The sequence below is a fragment of the Microvirga mediterraneensis genome, assembly GCF_013520865.1.
GTDB classification, from domain to species: domain Bacteria; phylum Pseudomonadota; class Alphaproteobacteria; order Rhizobiales; family Beijerinckiaceae; genus Microvirga; species Microvirga mediterraneensis.
The window spans coordinates 3,221,929-3,241,551 of sequence record NZ_JACDXJ010000001.1 but is presented as its reverse complement, the minus strand read 5'-3'; the positions used below and the strand labels follow the sequence as shown (position 1 = coordinate 3,241,551).

Genomic DNA, 19,623 nt, shown 5'->3' with positions numbered 1-19,623 from the left:
CGTCACAGCGTTCTCTCATCAAGTCAGCCGCGTGCGGCGAAGCAGTTCACGCCGCTCTTCTTGAGCTGCTTGCAGGCGTTCGCGGCATCGTTGGATTCGGAAAATCCGGAGAAGCGCGCCCGGTAGAGGGTGGAGCCGTCGACGGTCACCTTCTCGGTGAACGGCGAGGCCTTGCCCAGGACCTTGCCGAAGCGGCCGCGGGCCGTGTCGAGCATGGCTTTCGCCTTCGCTTCGTCATCCGTCGCGCCGAGCTGGATCACCCAACCGCTCACGGTCTTCTTCGGCTCAGTCGCCTCGCTCTTCGAAGCTTCGCCCTTCGGGTCGATCTTGGCCTGCAGTGCGGCCTTCTGGGCGGCTGGGATCTGGGCCGGAGCAGGCAGAGCCGCATAGGCCTGCGCGTTCAGGGGCAGCGGCTCCGGACCCTTCTGCCACCGCACCGAGGAGGGGGTGGTGGTCGAGCTGGCGCCGGCAGCCGAGGCGACGACCGGTCGCAAGGTGTTCAGATCGAGCGGCTTGCGCTCGGGAGCCGTCGGAGGCGTCGAAGCCTGGGCCTGGACCACGGGAGCCTGCGGAGTGGCGGAAGCCACTCTCACGGGAGCCGCCACGGGGGCAAGCTCGACAGGACGCGGAGCCGGGGCCTCGGCCACCATAGAGGGCTGGTTTTCAACCACGGACGGTGCCGTCCGGGCGCCGGCATAAGCCCGGGGCAGTTGGCTCTGGATGAGGCTGGCCATCTTCTGGTCGCGGGAAGCGCCCGAGCGGCCGCCGAGCACCACGGCGACGAGGCTGCGGCTGTCGGTGTTGACAGAGGTCAGGAGGTTGAAGCCCGACAGGCGCGTATAACCGGTCTTGATGCCATCCACGCCCTCGACCTTGCCGAGCAGGCGGTTATGTCCGCGAATGGTGCGGCTGCCGTACTGGAAAGACTGGGTCTGGAAATAGGCGAAGTACTTCGGAAAGCGGTCCTGGATCGCGCGGCCGAGGATGGACAGGTCGCGGGCGGTGGTGATGTTCGGCGGCTCGTGCGGCAGGCCATGTGGGTTGTAGAAAGCCGTCGAGCTCATGCCGAGCTCCCTCGCCTTGCGGGTCATCATTCGGGCAAAGGCATCCTCGGATCCGGCAATGTTCTCGGCGACCACGACGGAGACGTCATTGGCCGACAGGGTCACCATGGCCTTGATCGCGTCGTCGACCTCGATGGTCGATCCGGGGCGCAAGCCCAGCTTGGTCGGCGGCTGGCTGGCCGCATAGGCCGATACGGTCAGCGGGGTGTCGCCCCGCATGCGGCCGCGCTCGAGCTGCTCGAAAAGGAGGTAAAGGCTCATCACCTTCGTGAGCGAAGCCGGGATCCGCGGCTCGTCGACATTTTCGCCCTGGAGGATTTTGCCAGTCTTGGCGTCGACCACGATCGAAGCGGAGAGGGGGCTATATCCACCGCCAGAAGGCTTCGCCCTACGCGCCGCCTCGGCCGGGGATGCAACAGCCACTGCAACCGACGCCACAATGCCAATAAGAGCCCATGTCTTTCGGTGTCCCATCCAAACCGAATTCATGCTGCAAAAATCCCTGTTTCGCTTGGTTTTAGGCCCCTGCGCCCGGTTCTCTTGAGGGAACCGTTGCCGGCACAACACATCCTCCGACACTAGGAGGTTGCGGTTACGGGGCGGTTAACGGGGGAGGATCAATCGAGGAAATTATTGTGCAGCGCACAATAAAACTTGACAAAATTTTGTGCACTGCACATAATGGCATCGTCAGCTATCCAGCGGGCCTACCGTCATTTAACGCCTTATTGCCGAGGTTCACAATGCTTCAGCCGTTTACCCAGATTCAGAAGTTCGGCCAGGACAACCTGGATGCCACCATGAAGGCGCTCGGCGCGTTCTCCAGCAACAGCCAGGTCATTGCGTCCGAGACGGCGGATTTCGCCCGCAAGTCCTTCGAACAGACCTCCTCGACCGTCGAGAAGCTGCTGGGCGTCCAGACCCTCGACAAGGCCGTCGAGATCCAGGGCGCCTTCATGAAGGGCGCCTATGACAACCTCGTGAGCCAGGCGACCAGGATGGGCGCGCTGTATTCCAACCTCGCCACCGAGACGATGAAGCCCTACGAAGGGCTCCTCTCCAAGGCGGCGGCTGCGCGCGCCTGAGGCACGCCAGATCCTCTCGCATGAAACGCCCGGGCCTGTCCCGGGCGTTTTGCGTTGGGTCTGACATGCATCCAGGGCCGGGCGACATGCCTGTCCGGCTCGCGTAGGAGTGACCAAGATGTCGCTCTTTTCATCAGGACTGCGACCACCCATCTGGTTGATCTGGCGAACCGAATGGAGCGACTATACATTTGGCTTGATGCCGATGGCGCGACGCAGGTCGGGCCGGAGGCCGAGGGCCAGAATAGAAGAAGGGGCGGTCGTCCGAATATGCTGCGGGTAGCTCAAGGTACTTTGACCCTGTCGGAGCCATGTCCGATTTCCGCTGCCGGCGGGTCACAGCCTCCTGGAGGCGATGATGGCGGCCGCTCGAATACGGCCATCATCACGAAAACCAAGCCGCGCACGAAACGGCCGAACCTTTACCGCGTTCTTCTCTTGAACGATGATTACACCCCGATGGAGTTCGTGGTGCACGTGCTGGAGCGCTTCTTCAACAAGAACCGCGAGGATGCGACCAGGATCATGTTGCATGTCCACCAGAACGGCGTTGGGGAATGTGGAGTTTTTACGTACGAAATTGCCGAGACCAAGGTGACCCAGGTGATGGATTTCGCCAGGAAGCATCAGCATCCTCTGCAATGCGTCATGGAAAAGAATTAGCCGAGCCCCGTCTCATAAAAGGACAAGCCGTTGCCGAGCTTTTCTCGCAGTCTTGAACAAGCCCTTCACCGAGCTCTCGCTCTCGCAGGCGAGCGCCGCCACGAATACGCTACCCTCGAACATCTTCTCCTGGCCCTGATCGACGACCAGGATGCGGCCGCCGTCATGCGCGCCTGCAATGTCGATCTCGAAATTCTCCGCCGCAACCTGGTCGATTACGTCGACAGCGAACTTGCCAACCTGGTGGCTGACGGACGCCAGGATTCCAAGCCTACGGCCGGTTTCCAGCGCGTCATCCAGCGGGCGGTGATCCACGTCCAGTCGTCCGGTCGTGACGAGGTGACCGGCGCGAACGTGCTCGTGGCGATTTTCGCCGAGCGCGAGAGCCATGCCGCCTATTTCCTGCAGGAGCAGGACATGACCCGTTACGACGCGGTCAACTACATCAGCCACGGCATCGCCAAGCGCCCCGGCCTGACCGAAAGCCGCTCCCCGCGCGGCTCCGAGGAGGAGGCTCCCGGCGAGCGTCCGACTCAGGAAGAGGGTGATGCGCGTCAGAAGAAAAAGGGCGATGCGCTAGAGGCTTACTGCGTCAACCTCAACAAGAAGGCGAAGGAAGGTCGGATCGATCCGCTGATCGGGCGCGAGTCCGAGGTTCAGCGCACCATCCAGGTCCTGTGCCGCCGCCAGAAGAACAATCCGCTCCTCGTCGGCGAGCCCGGCGTCGGCAAGACCGCCATCGCCGAGGGCTTGGCCCGCAAGATCGTTCAGGGCGAGGTGCCAGAGGTCCTGAAAGGGGCAACCGTCTTCTCCCTCGACATGGGCACGCTCCTGGCCGGCACCCGCTACCGCGGCGACTTCGAAGAGCGCCTGAAGCAGGTCATGAAGGAGATCGAGGCGCATCCAAACGCCATCATGTTCATCGACGAGATTCATACGGTGATTGGCGCCGGCGCCACCTCCGGCGGCGCGATGGATGCCTCGAACCTCCTGAAGCCGGCGCTCGCTCAGGGCAGCCTCCGCTGCATCGGCTCGACCACCTACAAGGAATACCGCCAGTATTTCGAGAAGGACCGGGCCCTGGTGCGTCGCTTCCAGAAGATCGACGTCAACGAGCCTTCGGTGCCGGATGCTATCGAGATCGTGAAGGGCCTGAAGCCCTATTTCGAGGATTTCCACAAGCTGAAGTATACCAACGACGCCGTAAAGGCGGCGGTGGAATTGTCCGCCCGCTACATCAACGACCGCAAGCTGCCGGACAAGGCGATCGATGTGATCGACGAGACCGGCGCGTCGCAGATGCTCCTTCCCGAAGGCCGTCGCAAGAAGACCATCGGCATCAAGGAGATCGAGGCGACCATCGCCACCATGGCCCGCATCCCGCCCAAGACCGTGTCCAAGGACGATGCGGAGGTGCTCGCGCACCTGCAGGATACCCTGAAGCGGGTGGTCTACGGCCAGGACAAGGCCATCGAGGCGCTGTCCTCGGCGATCAAGCTGGCCCGTGCCGGCCTGCGCGACGCGGAGAAGCCCATCGGCTCCTACCTGTTCGCCGGCCCGACCGGCGTCGGCAAGACCGAGGTGGCCAAGCAGCTTGCCGCGTCGCTGGGCGTTGAGCTCCTTCGGTTCGACATGTCGGAATACATGGAGCGGCATACGGTCAGCCGCCTGATCGGTGCGCCTCCCGGCTATGTGGGCTTCGACCAGGGCGGTCTCCTGACCGACGGTGTCGACCAGCATCCGCATTGCGTGCTCCTGCTCGACGAGATCGAGAAGGCTCATCCGGACCTGTTCAACATCCTGCTCCAGGTCATGGATCACGGGAAGCTGACGGATCACAACGGCAAGCAGGTCGATTTCCGCAACGTGATCATCATCATGACCACGAATGCCGGCGCCGCCGACATGGCCCGCCCGGCCTACGGCTTCACCCGCACCAAGCGTGAAGGTGACGATACGGAAGCGATCAACAAGCTGTTCACGCCCGAGTTCCGCAACCGTCTCGATGCCGTGATTTCCTTCGCCCACCTTCCGAAGGAAGTGGTTCAGAAGGTGGTCGAGAAGTTCGTCATGCAGCTCGACGCACAGCTTGCCGATCGCAACGTCTCGATCGAGCTCACCGATGAGGCTCGCGACTGGCTCGTGGAGCATGGCTATGATGAAGCTATGGGCGCCCGCCCTATGGGCCGCCTGATCCAGTCGACCATCAAGACCCCGCTGGCCGACGAAGTCCTCTTCGGTCGCCTGAAGAACGGCGGCGCGGTCAAGGTCGTGGTCAAGACCGACGAGATCGGCCTAGAGAGCCTCGGCTTCGAGTATGTCGAAGGACCGGTGAAGCCGAAGCCCGAGAAGGACGTTACGAACGCCGCCAAGAAGAAGCCCAAGGCCAAAGCGGCTTCCTCGAAGACGAAAAAGTCCGTGAAACCGAAGGGATCGGATGGTAATGGAGGCGGAGGTGTCCGCACCGTTCCGAAAGTTCCGTTGGTTAGAGCATGACGAGTGAGATACACGAGGGGGCCCTGGAGGCGTCCCGGACCCTGGACGCACCGGCGAAGTTGTCGTGGCGCGAGAAACGCTATCTCCGTCGCCGCCGGCGCGTATGGTTCGAGGAAATCCTGGGCTGGATCCTCGTGCCGGTGATCATCTTCGGTTGCTATTGGCTTCTGACCATCCTCCTGAACGCAGTCGGCACGTCGCCGGCTGCGATCATGGAAGGAATAGACGCGATCATCTCCAGCCTTTGAGGCCGGCAATCCATCGTTCGTCGATGCGGTCCTCAGGGGCCGCATCGCGCATTGTCCGCTTTTCGCGGGCCGAGCCGAGTGGCTCAGTCGTCGTTGGCCGAATTCAGCTGATCGGGCTTCAGACCTTCATCCACCTCGGTGTCGTGAGCCCTGACGAGCCATTCCATCTGCTCCTGGACGAAATCGGGGTCGCTGTGGAAGCGCATGGCGCAGGCGACCAGGAAAATCGCGACCTCGGGCAGGTCTTCGTCTCCGAGATCCGGGAGGATCAGTTCAAGCTCCGTCATGTTGCCCGAAGTGAGGATGGCCGCTTCGGTGGGAGGGATGACGATTCCGCTGCTGTCAGAGTCTTGAGCCATTGAGCTGATCCTATGCCTTTCCGGGAATGCCAGGGGAGGAAAATTCGCCTTCCAGATTTAAGGCGAAGGTCGACAAGGTAAACCCTTCGCTGCTCCCCGGGCGGCGCACGCAAGAAAAACCCTGCCACATGGTCTGAGGCAGGGCCGGATGCTTCATGGGGAATCCGAGCTTACGGGTAGGTGCATACGTACCGCATGCCGTTCGTGGCCAGGAACGTTCCCGTCGCCGGATCATAGGAGCGGTACTTGCGCGCGCAATAAGCCGCCATCTGGGGATCAACCGTTCCGGGAGGTGCGGGAGGGGCTGCCTGGGCCTGGTTGGCGATGGCGCCGGCGATCAGAGCGCCCGCCGCGAGGCCTGCGACACCGGCCGCGACGGCTGCACCATTGCCGCCACGGCGGTAGTAATAGCGATCGTGATAATAGGGACGATAGCCGCGACGATAGTATTGGGCGTAGCTCTCGTTCGGGTATGCCTGGTCGATCCGGGGCAGGGTGCGGGCCTGCATGGGGCTGGCATTGGCGGGCAGTGCCGACAGGAGCACTGCAGCCCCGACCAGAGCCGTTACGAATTTGCGCATATCAAACTCCTCGTTTGCGAAAGCTTCGGCAGAGGGCCTGCTGATAATCGGGGCGGAATATAGCCCCAGCGGTCAAGCTCGCACAATCCCGCTCTTCATCCGGGTTTAGAGGCTCGTCATCCCATCAGCATTGGCGGCTGTTCTTTGGGTGTGTGCTGAAAACAATCTGTCGAATACGAAGGGAGATACTTTCCTTAATGTTTCGATTGAATGGATCTTATAGCCCATGTGTAAGGATAGACTAAATTCTGTGCCGATGAATTGCTGATGGATATTGATTTGGCGTCGGAGGCTTTATTCCCGGTGTGCCGCAAGGGGAGAGAGTTGTTCTTTCTCAAGGGCGGTACTGGATTTTTTGCAACAAATCGCCAATGATATATGTGTTCTATTATAATCTCTCTCGGATTGGGCCGCATGCTCCGTCTCACGTTTCTCACGTCTGCGATAGCCTTCGTCGGTAGCTTGACCTTGGCGTATGCGGCTGAGCCGTTGCCCTCGCCCAAAGGCGAGGTCCTGCTGACGGTCACCGGGGAGATCGAGGTCACCAACGCTCCTGGGCGGGCCGAATTCGACCGGGCGATGCTGGAGGCTCTAGAGCGGAAGAGTCTCACGGCCACTTTCGTCATCAGCGGCAAGACGCATCGTTTCGAGGGCGTTTCGTTGCGTGCCGTCCTTGAGCGAGTGGGGGGGAAAGGAGCGACAATCCGGGCTTCCGCCTGGAACGATTATGAGGTGGATATTCCCTGGGATGATCTCAAATACGATCCTCTGATCGCCATGTCGGCGGACGGTCAGATGTTGACGCTCCGCGACAAGGGACCTTTGTGGATCGTCTATCCTCAAGACGATTACAGCGCCTTGCGCGATGATCTCCACGATTCGCGCTGGGTCTGGCAACTCAACCGGCTGCGTATCGGACGACCATGACACTCAACCTTAAGAACTATAAGGCTGCTCTGGTCACCCTCGCCGCGATTGCGGTGCTGGCGCTTTCGCTCACGTTCACGGTCTGGCGCCTGCTCAATGTCGAGGAGGATCTTCGGAGGGAGGAAACCCACGCCAATCTTTGGCAGATCTCCCAAACGCAGTTCGAAGCATCGATCTTGGCCGAAAGCTTGGCTCGGGTCGCCACGGGAGAGGTCGTCACCGACCGGGAACAAACCCCGGAGTTCCGATTGGCGATCCTGATCAGCCGGATGGCCATCCTCCTGGATGGGCTGCAGGGCCAGGTCATCGAGAAGGTCGGAGCTCTTGGAAGTCTCAAGGAAGCCTATCTGCAACTGACCTATGCAGAGCCGCTCCTGAAGGATCGCGTCGACCCGCAGGCGGCGCAGTTGCTGAGGGTTCAGGTACGCGATCTCGCCTATCAGCTGAGAGACATCGCCAATAAGGTCATGCTGCTGAACCGCGGCGAGATGTCGGAAAAGCGCTCGATGTACCTGCGCTACGTCTTCGAGAGCTTCGCCTTCATCGTCGGGATCGCGATGAGCACGGCCTTTCTTCTGGTCCGCCTGTTCAAGGGAATGCAGGAGGCGAGCCAGGCCCGACAGCTTCTCAGGCAGGAGCAGGAACTTTCCGACCTGGTCATCAACAACATCAGCAATCAGGGCATCGTCATGTTCGATGCCGAGCTCCGGTGCCTGCTCTGGAATCCGGGCATGGAAGACCTGCTGAACATCAAGCCGGATCAGGCAGTGGGACGGCATATGTCGGATATCGATCCGATTTTCGCCCAGGAGGGGGTGGTCAGCTCCCTCGCTCGCGCGGCAGAGGGAACGAGCTCGATCTTCGAGAATGAGATATCCTCGTCCGACGGACAGGAGCAATGCCTGGAAATCAACTGCCTTCCCGTATCCATGGCCGAGCGCAAGCTCGGCATCGCCTTCATGCGCGACGTGACCGAACAATGGCTGGCCCGCAAGCAGGCGGAGCGCCAGAACTTCGACCTTGAAATCAAGGTACTCCAGCGGACGGCCGCCCTGCGTCAGGCCGAGCGCCGCCTGATCGCGGCGATCAAGTCCGCATCGGAAGGATTCGCTGCCTTCGACTGGACGGGAAGACTCCTCTTCGCCAATGAGCAGATCTGGGCTGCGGCGCCCGTAGCCTTGTGGTGCAACGAGGAAATGGGTCTCACCAGCTTCCTGCGGTGCTTCGCCATGTGCGAAGGCGCCGACATGCGCCTCGTGAATGCGGAGCCGCCATTCGAGGAAATCGAGCTGGATCTCATGCTCAGAAAGAACACCTGGGCGCGCCTATCCCTCACGAAGGCCGACGGCGCGACGATCTTCGTGCGCCTGACGGACATCTCCGGGTACAAGCAGGTTGCAAGGGCTCTCGAATCGGCCCTCGACCGCGAGCGCGAGACCACGAACGCCTATCGCAGCTTTGTGTCCATGGTGTCTCATCAGTTCAGGACGCCTCTCGCCATCCTGGATTCCAGTGCCCAGCGCATTTTGCGGCGCGGAGCTGAGCTGACACATGACGAGCTGGTCACGCGCGTTCAGAAGATACGGAATGCTGGAACCCGATTGACGCGTCTGGTGGAAAGTGTGCTGAACGCAGCCAAACTCGATGCCGGCACGATCGAGGTCAATCCTGCCTCCTACAATCTGGTCGATCTCGTCGTGGACATCTGCGAGCGGCAGCGCGAGGTCAGCGCGCAGGCCGATATCCGCTTCGATGTCCCTGATATTCCTGTTACGGTCTATTGCGACGGAATGCTCATCGAGCAGGTAGTCGTCAATCTTCTGTCGAACGCTATCAAGTATTCAGGCGATACGCCGGTCGTCGAGATCAAGATCTGGATGGAGGGATCCCGCGCTTTCTGCTCGGTCCGGGATTGGGGAATCGGAATTCCTGCGGATGAGTTGCCGAAGATCTTCGATCGCTTCTATCGAGCCCGGACGGCATCGGGTATCGCCGGCACGGGAATTGGATTGAATTTCGCCCAGCGGATCATGCACTTGCATGGGGGGGAAATTCACGTTGAAAGCTATGAGGCGGCTGGATCGTTGTTTACCTTCGATCTGCCCATAGCCAATGCCGAACAAGCGCAACAGGCTGCATGAGTGACTGACTCTGATGAATACTCAAAAAACGATTCTTTGCGTTGAAGACGAAGACGACCTGCGAGGCGATATCGCCGAGGAGCTGGAGGCCGCCAATTACCGGGTTCTCCAGGCTGCGAACGGCGGCGAGGCGCTCAGCCTCCTCGAAAAGCACCGCCCGGACCTCGTCCTCTGTGACATCACCATGCCCGGGCTCGGAGGGTATGACGTCCTCAAGTCGCTGCGTGAGCAAGGCACGATGTCCGATGTTCCGTTCATCTTCCTGACGGCGCTCGCCGAGCGGAACGATGTCCTCACCGGAAAGCAGGCGGGGGCGGACGATTATCTCGTCAAGCCGATCGATTATGAAATTCTTCTGGCGACAGTCGCCGCGCGCCTCGATCAAGTCACCCGCGTTCAGACGAGTGCCGTCACCAGGGCCGAGGAATCCTGGCAGGAGATCCTGAAATCCTCCAAGGGACGCACGGTCGATGCCCTCTACAAGGCGACATTCGCGTTTGATCGCTTTCTCGTGGGCGTGGTGATCGTCGACGAGACCGGCGCCATTCGCGTGATGAACAAGGAGGCGCAGCGCATTCTGGCCGAGGATGACGGCCTGGTTGCCGCGCAGGGAATCCTGAAAGGATTCCCTGCCAAGCAGAACAGCAAGCTCTATTCGGCGATCACAAAGGCCTTCGAGGAAGAGACGCTGGACGAGATCGTCTCTTTTCCGCGCAATTCCGGAGGTCGGCCCTATCTCGTCCTGATCCAGGGACAACGCTTTTCCGCAGAAGAGCGGCCCGAAGCCGTGGTGCTGCTCGTCATCGACACGGAGCAGCGGGCCAAGGTCTCCGGCGACACGCTCGTGCGGCTCTATGGCCTGACCCCCTCGGAAACCCGGGTCGCCCTCATGCTGATCGACGGCAAGCGTCTCGACCAGATCGCGGAAGAGCTGGAAGTCGCCCAGACCACGGTCGTCTTCCATCTGAAGAACCTTTGGTTGTGCATTAGGCACGAACAGGATAAGCTCGACAGTGCTGGAGCCTCATCGTGCCAACTGCTTACCCCTACATACGTTTTTCCGATAAGAGCCAAGAGAAGGGCAATTCTCTACACCGTCAAAGAGACCTCGCACGAGCGGTTGCAGAGCGTCGCGGCCTGACGCTCGGAAAAGAGTTTCTGGACCTTGGGGTCAGCGCGTACAGAGGAAAGAATGCTGATCAGGGAGCATTAAATTCCTTTCGAGAAGAGGTTAGGGAAGGCCGAATCACTGGCGATTCATGGCTGCTCCTGGAAGATTTCGACCGGATGAGTCGGCGTGAATTCCGCTGGTTCTATCCATTGTTCCTCGAGTTAATCGATGCCGGGATTACGATCTGCACGACGGCTGATGATCGGGTCTACAACGAGGGCAACGCCGACGACCTAGAGGTCACATTGTTGCTCGTGATTAAGGGAAGCACGAGCAATCTGGAAAGCGCCAAGAAGTCGAAACGGCTGATCGCTCGGTGGACTACCTGGAGAGAAACCGGCCATCGAACGGCTGTCTGCCCGGCTTGGGTTTATTTCATGGATGGTGAATACCACCGGAATGAGAGGCGGGTTCCGATTGTTCAAATGATTTTCGATTTAGCTGAGAGCGGTATTGGCGCGCACGGTATTGCCAAGATTCTGAATGGCAACCCTGCCACGCCACCGTTCGAGCACATGAACGGCAAGCCGGGCAAGAAATGGCATCCCACGACCATCGCGAACATCCTGACCGGTCGGCACGTGCTCGGCTGGTATCAGCCCTGTAGGGTCGTGGATGGACGCCAGGAGCCCGTTGGAGACCCTGTGCAGCGCTACCCGGCGATCATCTCGGAAGCCCAGTGGCATCGTGTTCAGGCTCGCCGGAAGACGAACCCTCGCGGCAACCGTGGCGAGACCATGAGCAACCTATTCACGGGTCTGCTCCGGTGCGGTCGCTGCGGAGGCGTGATGAAAGTCAAGACGAGCTACGCAACAAAAAAACGTCCTGGCAAGGACCACCGGTACTTTGTCTGCACGTCGGCGATGATGAATTCCGGCTGTGAGGCTAACACCCATTACCCGATTGAGCAGGTTGAGAAGGCGATCCTGGATCACACTCCGGAGTATCGGCTGCACGAACTGTTTTCCGATCCGGGAACGGCTCAGCAGCTAAAGGCTCTCGATGATCAGATCACCGATCTAAAGAGGAAGTTCGAAGACACGGAGCGGCGCAAGGCAAATGCCATAGATCGCGCTGAGAGCCTCCCTCAAGGCGATCCGCTGATCATCGAGTACGAGACCCGCGCCCGCACCTATTCCGCCGATCTACGGGCCTCGCATGAGGCTCTGAAAGCGTTGGAGATTCAGAAGGTTGCACTGGCTACGCGAATCGATGAACGCGCTGATTCGGAGGGCAAGGCGCGAGAGTTGAGGGCAAAGATCGCGGAGGCCGAGGGGAAAGAGCTTCTGAAGCTCAGAGCCAGCCTGTCGCAGGCGCTCCGCACGTTCATCGACGAGCTTTGGTTCCGGGGTGAGATGTTCACCGTCGTCCTGCATGGCGCGGGCAAGGTGCATCATTTCCAGGTCGTAAACGGGAAGGGGCGAGCGGCAGGTCGCACTGTTGAATACGCGGGTGCGACCTACTGGAATAACGACGAGATGCGTCGGGTCGTGCTTGGATGACCACGTATTCCGGATCGCCCTGGATTCGCAGGATGATCAGCGGCTCGTCTTCGTCAACGTGCTCGGATTCAATCGATCAGGTATTCGATTGAGGAAGAGCGGCTTTCGCGATGTTTTTGAGGTCGTCAGCGTCAGACGTTCGACGTACCTTCAGGTCCAATGCACTCAAGAATGCCGCGCTACGCGACCATCGTCATGGTGGGTAGCGGTAAGCCAACCTCTATCCGGAGAACCCGATGGCTTCGTCCGACCTGAGCGAAGTTCTGAAACGGTGGAAAGCTCGACAACAGGGATTGCTTTCGCCTGATGGGGATGCAAAAAAGCGGACTATGATCCCCATTCTAGAAACGCCGCTTGGTCGGCTCTTCGAAGCCGACTGCATCGAAATCATGCGGTCTCTTGAGGCCGAAACCGTCGATTTGGCTTTCGCCGACCCTCCATTCAATCTCGGCAAGGAGTACACGTCGAAGATTGACGATTCCTTGGCCGAACATGAATACCTAGATTGGTGCAGAGCTTGGCTCGATGAGATGATTCGGGTCTTGAAGCCTGGAGGTTCCCTGTTCCTCTGGAACATTCCGAAGTGGAACCTGCCGCTTGGTGCATACCTGAACGACCACCTGACCTTTCGTCACTGGATCACAGTGGACATCAAGTATTCACTCCCTATCCAGAGCAGACTTTATCCGGCCCATTACTCACTGCTGTATTTTGTCAAAGGGAAGCGCCCTGCTATCTTCCATCCAGATCGCATTCCCGTTCCGTGTTGCCGCCATTGTGGGGGCGAACTGCGTGACTACGGGGGCTACAAAGACAAGATGAACCCGAGAGGAGTGAGCCTCTCGGATGTCTGGACCGACATCCCTCCTGTACGCCATGCCAAGTACAAGAAGCGTGGGGCAAACGCATTAGCCCTGAAGCTCATGGATCGGATTGTCTCGATGGCAAGCGATCCTGGTTCGTTGGTGCTTGATCCCTTCGGTGGTTCCGGAACGACTTTCGTTGCGGCAGAACTCACTGGTCGGCGGTGGATTGGCTCCGAGCTTGAATGCTCGTCGATCATCGAACGATTCGAGAAGATTGATGCAGATCGAGAGCACCTCCGGGATATCCACGCGAACAAGAACACCCTTTTCACAGAAGCTGATCTGACCCGACGCCGGAAAGCAGGGAATCCGCTTCCCAAGGAATACCGGCTTCTGGTGAACGGGGCTAATGGGCACGATTGTAAATGTCCGATTGAGGACGACCAATCCGACCTGTTCGTTACCTCTTAGTTCGGCCCTCGGCTGATCTCCCGTCATTGCCGACTTGAAGGTATGGGAATTTCGGATCATCCGTTAGGTGGTCATGCTCGACGACTGTGATCGCGAGCAGGCCCTTCTTCACCCCGAATTTTAGGCTCTCCCACATCGACAAGTAGCCTGACAACTCCCCGATGTTTCCTATGCGGTCGGTGAGATGCTCGTAAAGTTGGCGGCTTGGAAGGATCAACACGCCGACCTGAACTACCTCGTTGGCAAGTGCGATAGAGAGTTTGTTCATGCTCCGGTGAGAAGACGAGATGTTCCCAGTCTCCCATTCAATAGCGATTCGGGTGCCGTTCGGGCCGGTGGTGACGAAATCGAACCCGCCGAAATCCGATGTGACTGGCTCCTGGTAATCGTGCATCGATGGATACAGCTTGATTGCAGGCTGACGGCGCTCAGGAGCCAGATCGACATTACCTTCAGAATGCCACCGCTCAGTTCCGACCATGTGTTCCAGGAACCGGCTCCTGAGATAACCAACGCCATTCCGCCGCCACTGCGTACCGATCCGCTCCTTCCGCTTCAGTGTCAGCGTTCCTGATCCACGCGGGTGATCAATACTGGAGATTGAACGCACATAACTCTGATGGACAGTAGCCCAGTCGGCAGAATTCATCACTCCACCCTGGTCAAATAGAACCAGCGTCCGCAGCCATTTCATCTCTGTTTCTCGGGGATTTCAAAGGTGAGCGCAGCCACGTCGCATTCGAGCGCGGTGCATATCTGGCAAAGCAGGGAGAACGTGATGTTCCGTTCGCCGCGCTCAACGCCGCCTATGTAGGAGCGATCAATCTTAGCGAGGTCGGCGAGTTTCTCTTGGGTCAGGCCAAGAGCTTTTCGCCGGTCGCGAATCCGTTGACCAAGAAGTTTGAGATCAGAGTGCTCCACATGCCCGTGGTCCCATCAATGAGGACTATTCGTCCACGGACTATGATACCCATTCCACAGCCGGGCGATGACATCCGGTCAATATGCGCGATGTTCGATCCGAATCGTGTTTGCTACGTGCCTATGCTGTGTGAGTAGCATACTTCAACTGCCGTCACTGTCATCAGGACGCGAGAAGGAGAGACGGCTCATAAGTTGCGGACGACCAAGAACTTTGTCTCGCAGAGATTGAATTCGCTTCAGGTCGGCTTCCAGACGGAAGTGAGCCGTTTTAGGAGCAGTAAGCAACTTCTCCCTTAGTACCTGTTCGTAGTTATCAAACGAGGCCAAGACGACGATCAAGTCGTGCTCATTGAAGGTCACGTCATAGCTGTAAGTAGTCACCAAGCGAACTCACATTTAGAGCCAATATCTATGTCGTTCATGCAGTTACATCTTCGCCGAAGAATCGAGCCGTCTTAACAGGATCAGTTGTCCCGACTGACATGATGACTTTCTTATCAGTGCGGTCGATAAGGAGGATGGCTGATGACTTCTCCATCCTTTCGGCGATGCTTTGGTCAACCTTGCGCTTAAAAAGTGCTTTCGCTGATTCGATGTGACTACATCCAATCGCCCATGTGGTCCCCGTGAATCCCGGCCAGGATGTCACCTCTTTTACGACGAACCTGCGTGTCCCGCGCTTTCCCATATTCACCACTCAACGCTTCTCATCCATCATCGCTTGGCGACCATACAGTTTAAAGAGGCCATTGGTGGGTAGGCCCGTTTACGGAGGCTCTGCCTCAAAGCAGTATACGGCTGCGTTACATCGCGATGTGACAGAAATTAGTGTAACAAAAGGGTTGATATTTGAAATCTGTTACTATATCGAATCGTGATCTAGACTGTTTTGTTACGGATGGAGTTTAAGAGTGTCTCTCTACGGTTATGCCCGCGTCTCAACCATCGACCAGGACCTCACCATCCAACGTGAGGCACTTAAGGCAGCCGGATGCGCTGTGATTCGAGAGGAAAAGGCGAGCGGCACCACAACAAGAGGGCGCGCCGAACTTGCAACTCTTCTCGATTTCATCGGCAAAGGCGATACGCTCGTCGTTACACGCATTGATCGTCTCGCCCGCTCGATTGGTGATCTTCAGGACATTGTGCGTATGCTTAAGGAGAAAGGAGCTACGCTCAAAGCTACTGAGCAGCCCATCGACACGAGCACGGCGGCAGGCAAGGCTTTCCTGGATATGTTAGGTGTGTTTGCTGAATTCGAGACGAATCTACGGCGAGAACGCCAACTGGAAGGAATCGCAAAGGCAAAAGAGGCAGGAGTCTATGCCGGAAAAGGTCGCAAGCCGTCCGTTCCCGTGGAAAAGGTCCGTGAAATGCGCGCGGCAGGGCAGGGGCCGAGCGCTATTGCTAAGACTCTTGGCATCAGCCGGATGAGTGTTCACCGTGCTCTTCAAGGAGTGCAGGCGTGAAGTGGTCTCATGTCACTGTTCGCTTCCGCTACAGGAAAGCTGGTTCGAACGGATCGTGGACAAGCAGCCGATGGGCCGGAAATGTCCTTCATCGATCTGAAACGCTCGTGATGCAATCGCTTCGCAGGCTAAAGCCATCGAGCGAACTTGAGTTGATTGAGCTTCAATGGAGATGATCAGAGGCGCGCATAAATATGGTCATGCGCTACTCTGACCTCGTCGAAACTAAACCCAAGAAGCCCGGCTCACCTAAGTCGGGAACCTGTCCGAAGCCACCGATGACGCCTGCTCAGGGCCGCAAGGAGGCAGATCGACGACAGAGACTCCAAAGGCGAATTCATGACGCTCGGGCGGCTTTTAACGCAAAAATCCAAGACCTTCGCGCTGACTTGTAACTAGCTGCAAGCGATCAGAGTAGGAACGCGCTGCGTCACGCGCCGAAAGGTTCTTGCATCGTCCGCGTTCTCGAACTCATAGGTCACAGTACCCAGAGCCATACGGATTCGTCGTCTGAATTTATTCTTACAGTACAGCCGACACCATTGCTCCAATCGGTGTAATCGCCAATGATCGTTCAGGCTGTTCGGCTCGAACTCGCCGGTTGCCGTATCAGCTACAGTAAAGCAGTTGGCGGCGATCAGCTTCTGGCTGATAGGCGAACTCTTGATTCGCTCGATAAAATCTTCCACGGAATCACCTCAGTAAATATGTACACTGTACTTATACTAAAACAGTATAGGCATAGGCTCTACTTCAAAACTAGAGACAGTGTTATCAACATTATGACAAGGTAGATCACGAATTATTCTTGATGATGCTGGTGATATGCTGAACCGAAGAAACTCGAATCCGTTTCGGCGTTGATGCAGCCACGTGAAGTAATCGGCCTGCCATGACACGGGCCACGGCTCATAAACTTTGCCCCAGCGCCCATTCTCCATCTGCGTCGGAATTTCGATCTGGCAGGTGTTCTTCAGAGAGTAGCTCACCACTTTGCTGATATTGTCCTCGACGCTTCGGACCGGTTGAAATCGCTTCACATGGACCTGCCCAGGTACCGGCCATGTACGCGAGAACTCTTCTTGAACTTCAGCGATTCCGAGACGCCCGGTGTGAACGATTGCGTGATAGGACGGTATCCAGGTTGGTCCGTCCTGGCTGATGCTGATCGGCGCGATCTCAGGCAGCAGCGCCCGCCGCTCCGTCCCCAGGAGTGGAAGATGCTCGCCGCCGACTGCATCAACCTCGTAGTAACCCAGGGCAGCAAATGTGCTCCAGCGGCTCACAGAGGACAGGCACCCAACGCGATAGCGAGCGGCCTTATACATTGCCTCGATGTTTCCCCTAAGCTCACCCAGATGACGGGTTCCGTTGCCGACCACCGTGAGGAGCGCCATGTCAGAGTTGGTAGGACGGCCTACCATCTGCTCGAAGAAGGCGTGGGCCTTCCGTTGCTGCTGGCCGATGATTGTTCGTGTGCAGCGTGGGCATCCCACCGCCTTACAGCGGTAGCGTCCATCCTTCCATTTGACGCCGCAGTCATCCAGATCAGCGAGATAAACCTGTTTTGCATGTTCGGCTGATCTGGAAAGCTCCGCCCGAAGGCGGGCAAGCTTTTCCGGAGAAGAAAGTAATAAGGTATTCATGTCCTGTGTGGTTTAAGTGATTGCGAAACTCTACAGAGCCATAAGAGAGCCTCGCAATATTTACTTCACAGGCGATGCCGCGTGTTTAACCTTTTCGATTCGGGTGCCCAACACCGAATCGGTATCCGTCAAGCAATCAAATTAGTTGCCGGATAGTGGAATTAGGAGAGCCTCTCAGAGACAGGAGGTTCACCCTTGAAGCATCAACGTCTCACCGAATTCGTGCAGCCCGTCATTCGCGGCCATCGTCGCTCCAAGGATCACGACCCGCTCGATTACTATCCCACTCCGCCTATCGCAGTTGAGAAGCTCCTATTGGTCGAGACGTTTCCTGGTCTCGTATGGGAACCCGCCTGCGGTGACGGAGCGATCTCCCGAATTCTCGAAGCCAATCAGATCGAGACGATCTCCACCGACCTCATCGACCGTGGATACGGGGAGGGCAACCACGACTTCTTCAAGTCGCCTCTTCGAGCCGACCACATCATCACGAATCCGCCCTACAAGCTCGCACAAGCCTTTGTCGAACACGCGCTGACCCTCACTAGCGGCAAGGTCGCGATGCTCGTCCGGGTGTCGTTCCTCGGATCGGCCAAGCGCAAGCCGTTCTTCCTCAGCAATCCGCCCGCACGGGTCTATCTGTTCGCGAAGCGCATTACCCTTTGGAAGCGAGGGGAGGAGCCGGTGAAGCCCACGGGTGGCGGCATCGTCGATTACGTCTGGTGTGTCTGGGACCATAGCGCGCCCAACATGCCGACCCAGCTTCATTGGCTCTGACAATCAAGCCGCACACATAGCTGAGGTCACGTAAGCTTCGAACTCGGCCAGCCAATGGATGCTCATACGCCCTTCAGCTTTCGCTGCATCCTTGAAGGTCCGCCAAAGGTCAACCATCGCGCCTTTGTCCATCTTGAGCTTCTCGGCGAACCTGAAGACCGAATTAGGGATGTTGCCCGGAACAGGTTGGGGCTCGCGGGTAGGGTCCATCGGATCGCGCTCCCGCTCTGGCTGCTTCGGCGGGTTGGACTGCGAAGGACCGGGACCCGTGGCCGTGAAATCGTGCCAGGACGGTTTGGGCGTTTCGAAAGCGACCCGTGAGCCGACGAGGTCGGGATTACGCAGCGAATCGTCGTCTCGCGGCCCGTACAGCCTGTCCAGGAACGGCTCGATGTCGAGTTCAGCAAGAGCCCGCCCGCCACCGCTCCGGAAGCCTTTCTCGACCATTGCCCGCAGGCGCTTCCGCATCTCGCCACGGGTGGCTGCCAAGCCTTCCGGGGCTGATGCCCGAGGCGATCCGAGCCAGCGCCGCCACCGGGCTGCCCAGTCTCGTGGCGTCCCGTGGTTCGCCGCCCAGTCCCGCAGAGCCTGCCATTCCCGTTCGATCTGCTCGTCGAGGTAGCCAAGGCTCCGAGCATCATCCCTCATCGCAGGGGTGAGTTCCGGCTGAGAGAGCACCGGGCGAGCCTGCTCGTCCTCTCTCTCGGGGACAGGGATAGAATTAATTTTTTCTTTTAGAGGGGGTGCAGGGGGAGGGCTTTCTTTTTTATCAAAGGAAGGGCAGGGGGTCACTGTGACACCTGCACGAGAGCGGCGACGCTCCCGGCTTTTGCGCTGCCTTTCAGCGGACCGAGCCCGCTGTTCCTCCCGAACCCTCGTGGCGAATTCGCGGATGGCGTTAAGCACCGCAACCGGTTCCAACCCGGTGGCGAGCATGGAATCGATCATCTCAACAATAGCGATCATCAGACCCTCTCCAGAGGGCCGCAAGGCATCGTTCTGAGAACTCACGTTCTCAGTTGACTTCCGGAAAAAAGGAGAGGACTGTTGCCAATGCTACTCGGCGGTCCTCTCTTGGATTCGCATGATCAGAAAGCCTCGACCCCCACGGTCGGGGCTTTTTAATTGTCCGGGCTCTACCTCACGACCAAACACCTAAAGCCGCACAGGATTGTGCGGCAACGGGAGAGTCTGCGCGCTCTTCTAAGCCTTTGCAAATCTTAACGTATTCCGACTTTCACCGTAGGAATTCAGTCCGAAAATTCATAAGTCAGTGATTGCTGGTGTCTTTTG

General features: G+C 58.3%; 20 protein-coding genes. 11 read left to right on the top strand and 9 right to left on the bottom strand.

What is annotated here, in order from left to right:
• Nucleotides 1-23 precede the first annotated feature (23 nt).
• A complete protein-coding gene (locus H0S73_RS15300) occupies nt 24-1,538 on the bottom strand; it encodes a D-alanyl-D-alanine carboxypeptidase (RefSeq protein ID WP_246389292.1) in 1,515 nt (504 codons plus the stop codon).
• Between the two features lie 269 nt (nt 1,539-1,807).
• Between H0S73_RS15300 and H0S73_RS15295 the strand changes: the two genes are divergently transcribed.
• The 4 genes from H0S73_RS15295 (at nt 1,808) to H0S73_RS15280 (ending at nt 5,556) form a co-directional block, all read left to right on the top strand.
• Nucleotides 1,808-2,149, top strand: a complete 342-nt coding sequence (locus H0S73_RS15295) for a phasin family protein (protein WP_181052957.1) — start codon at nt 1,808-1,810, stop codon at nt 2,147-2,149.
• A gap of 270 nt (nt 2,150-2,419) precedes the next feature.
• Entirely contained in the window at nt 2,420-2,812 is a 393-nt protein-coding gene (gene clpS / locus H0S73_RS15290; protein ID WP_009492665.1) for an ATP-dependent Clp protease adapter ClpS, read from the top strand.
• Nucleotides 2,813-2,842: 30 nt separating this feature from the next.
• On the top strand, nt 2,843-5,308 hold the full coding sequence (gene clpA, locus H0S73_RS15285) for an ATP-dependent Clp protease ATP-binding subunit ClpA (RefSeq protein ID WP_181052956.1): 2,466 nt from the start codon (nt 2,843-2,845) through the stop codon (nt 5,306-5,308).
• Complete coding sequence (locus tag H0S73_RS15280; protein WP_181052955.1) at nt 5,305-5,556, top strand: hypothetical protein; 252 nt, start codon at nt 5,305-5,307, stop codon at nt 5,554-5,556. The genes clpA and H0S73_RS15280 overlap by 4 nt, the downstream gene beginning before the upstream one ends.
• An 83-nt stretch (nt 5,557-5,639) precedes the next feature.
• Here the strand turns inward: H0S73_RS15280 and H0S73_RS15275 are convergent, their stop codons facing one another.
• Nucleotides 5,640-5,915: a hypothetical protein gene (locus tag H0S73_RS15275; protein WP_181052954.1), complete on the bottom strand. Its 276-nt coding sequence runs from the start codon at nt 5,913-5,915 to the stop codon at nt 5,640-5,642.
• A 170-nt stretch (nt 5,916-6,085) separates the two neighbouring features.
• The gene (locus H0S73_RS15270; protein ID WP_181052953.1) at nt 6,086-6,496 is read right to left on the bottom strand and encodes a BA14K family protein; all 411 of its coding nucleotides are present in this window, start codon (nt 6,494-6,496) and stop codon (nt 6,086-6,088) included.
• Between the two features lie 405 nt (nt 6,497-6,901).
• Between H0S73_RS15270 and H0S73_RS15265 the strand changes: the two genes are divergently transcribed.
• The 5 genes from H0S73_RS15265 (at nt 6,902) to H0S73_RS15245 (ending at nt 13,514) form a co-directional block, all read left to right on the top strand.
• Nucleotides 6,902-7,423 carry a putative pterin-binding protein gene (locus H0S73_RS15265; protein WP_181052952.1) on the top strand — a complete coding sequence of 174 codons (522 nt, stop codon included), beginning with the start codon at nt 6,902-6,904 and terminating at the stop codon, nt 7,421-7,423.
• A complete protein-coding gene (locus tag H0S73_RS15260; RefSeq protein WP_181052951.1) occupies nt 7,420-9,564 on the top strand; it encodes a sensor histidine kinase in 2,145 nt (714 codons plus the stop codon). Before H0S73_RS15265 ends, H0S73_RS15260 begins: the two co-directional genes overlap by 4 nt.
• Before the next feature lie 13 nt (nt 9,565-9,577).
• Nucleotides 9,578-10,705, top strand: a complete 1,128-nt coding sequence (locus H0S73_RS15255; RefSeq protein WP_181052950.1) for a response regulator — start codon at nt 9,578-9,580, stop codon at nt 10,703-10,705.
• On the top strand, nt 10,594-12,237 hold the full coding sequence (locus H0S73_RS15250; RefSeq protein ID WP_181052949.1) for a recombinase zinc beta ribbon domain-containing protein: 1,644 nt from the start codon (nt 10,594-10,596) through the stop codon (nt 12,235-12,237). The genes H0S73_RS15255 and H0S73_RS15250 overlap by 112 nt, the downstream gene beginning before the upstream one ends.
• A gap of 236 nt (nt 12,238-12,473) precedes the next feature.
• The gene (locus H0S73_RS15245; RefSeq protein ID WP_181052948.1) at nt 12,474-13,514 is read left to right on the top strand and encodes a DNA-methyltransferase; all 1,041 of its coding nucleotides are present in this window, start codon (nt 12,474-12,476) and stop codon (nt 13,512-13,514) included.
• Here the strand turns inward: H0S73_RS15245 and H0S73_RS15240 are convergent.
• From H0S73_RS15240 to H0S73_RS15230, 3 genes are all read right to left on the bottom strand, one after another.
• Nucleotides 13,504-14,208 carry a BglII/BstYI family type II restriction endonuclease gene (locus H0S73_RS15240; protein ID WP_181052947.1) on the bottom strand — a complete coding sequence of 235 codons (705 nt, stop codon included), beginning with the start codon at nt 14,206-14,208 and terminating at the stop codon, nt 13,504-13,506. The two genes, H0S73_RS15245 and H0S73_RS15240, sit on opposite strands and share 11 nt — an antisense overlap.
• Nucleotides 14,205-14,435, bottom strand: coding sequence for a helix-turn-helix domain-containing protein (locus H0S73_RS15235; RefSeq protein WP_181052946.1), 231 nt, complete (start codon nt 14,433-14,435; stop codon nt 14,205-14,207). The genes H0S73_RS15240 and H0S73_RS15235 overlap by 4 nt, the downstream gene beginning before the upstream one ends.
• A gap of 144 nt (nt 14,436-14,579) precedes the next feature.
• Nucleotides 14,580-14,819: a hypothetical protein gene (locus H0S73_RS15230; protein ID WP_181052945.1), complete on the bottom strand. Its 240-nt coding sequence runs from the start codon at nt 14,817-14,819 to the stop codon at nt 14,580-14,582.
• Between the two features lie 530 nt (nt 14,820-15,349).
• On the opposite strand from H0S73_RS15230, the gene H0S73_RS15225 reads away from it, so the two are divergent.
• Nucleotides 15,350-15,907 (top strand): recombinase family protein, encoded by a 558-nt coding sequence (locus H0S73_RS15225; RefSeq protein WP_181052944.1) that lies wholly within the window; start codon nt 15,350-15,352, stop codon nt 15,905-15,907.
• Nucleotides 15,908-16,302: 395 nt separating this feature from the next.
• Here the strand turns inward: H0S73_RS15225 and H0S73_RS15220 are convergent, their stop codons facing one another.
• Entirely contained in the window at nt 16,303-16,596 is a 294-nt protein-coding gene (locus H0S73_RS15220) for a hypothetical protein (RefSeq protein WP_181052943.1), read from the bottom strand.
• Nucleotides 16,597-16,632: 36 nt separating this feature from the next.
• The gene (locus H0S73_RS15215) at nt 16,633-17,553 is read right to left on the bottom strand and encodes a hypothetical protein (RefSeq protein WP_181052942.1); all 921 of its coding nucleotides are present in this window, start codon (nt 17,551-17,553) and stop codon (nt 16,633-16,635) included.
• 195 nt (nt 17,554-17,748) lie between these two features.
• On the opposite strand from H0S73_RS15215, the gene H0S73_RS15210 reads away from it, so the two are divergent.
• Complete coding sequence (locus H0S73_RS15210; protein WP_181052941.1) at nt 17,749-18,330, top strand: hypothetical protein; 582 nt, start codon at nt 17,749-17,751, stop codon at nt 18,328-18,330.
• A gap of 3 nt (nt 18,331-18,333) precedes the next feature.
• Here the strand turns inward: H0S73_RS15210 and H0S73_RS15205 are convergent, their stop codons facing one another.
• On the bottom strand, nt 18,334-19,296 hold the full coding sequence (locus H0S73_RS15205) for a hypothetical protein (protein WP_181052940.1): 963 nt from the start codon (nt 19,294-19,296) through the stop codon (nt 18,334-18,336).
• Nucleotides 19,297-19,623 lie beyond the last annotated feature (327 nt).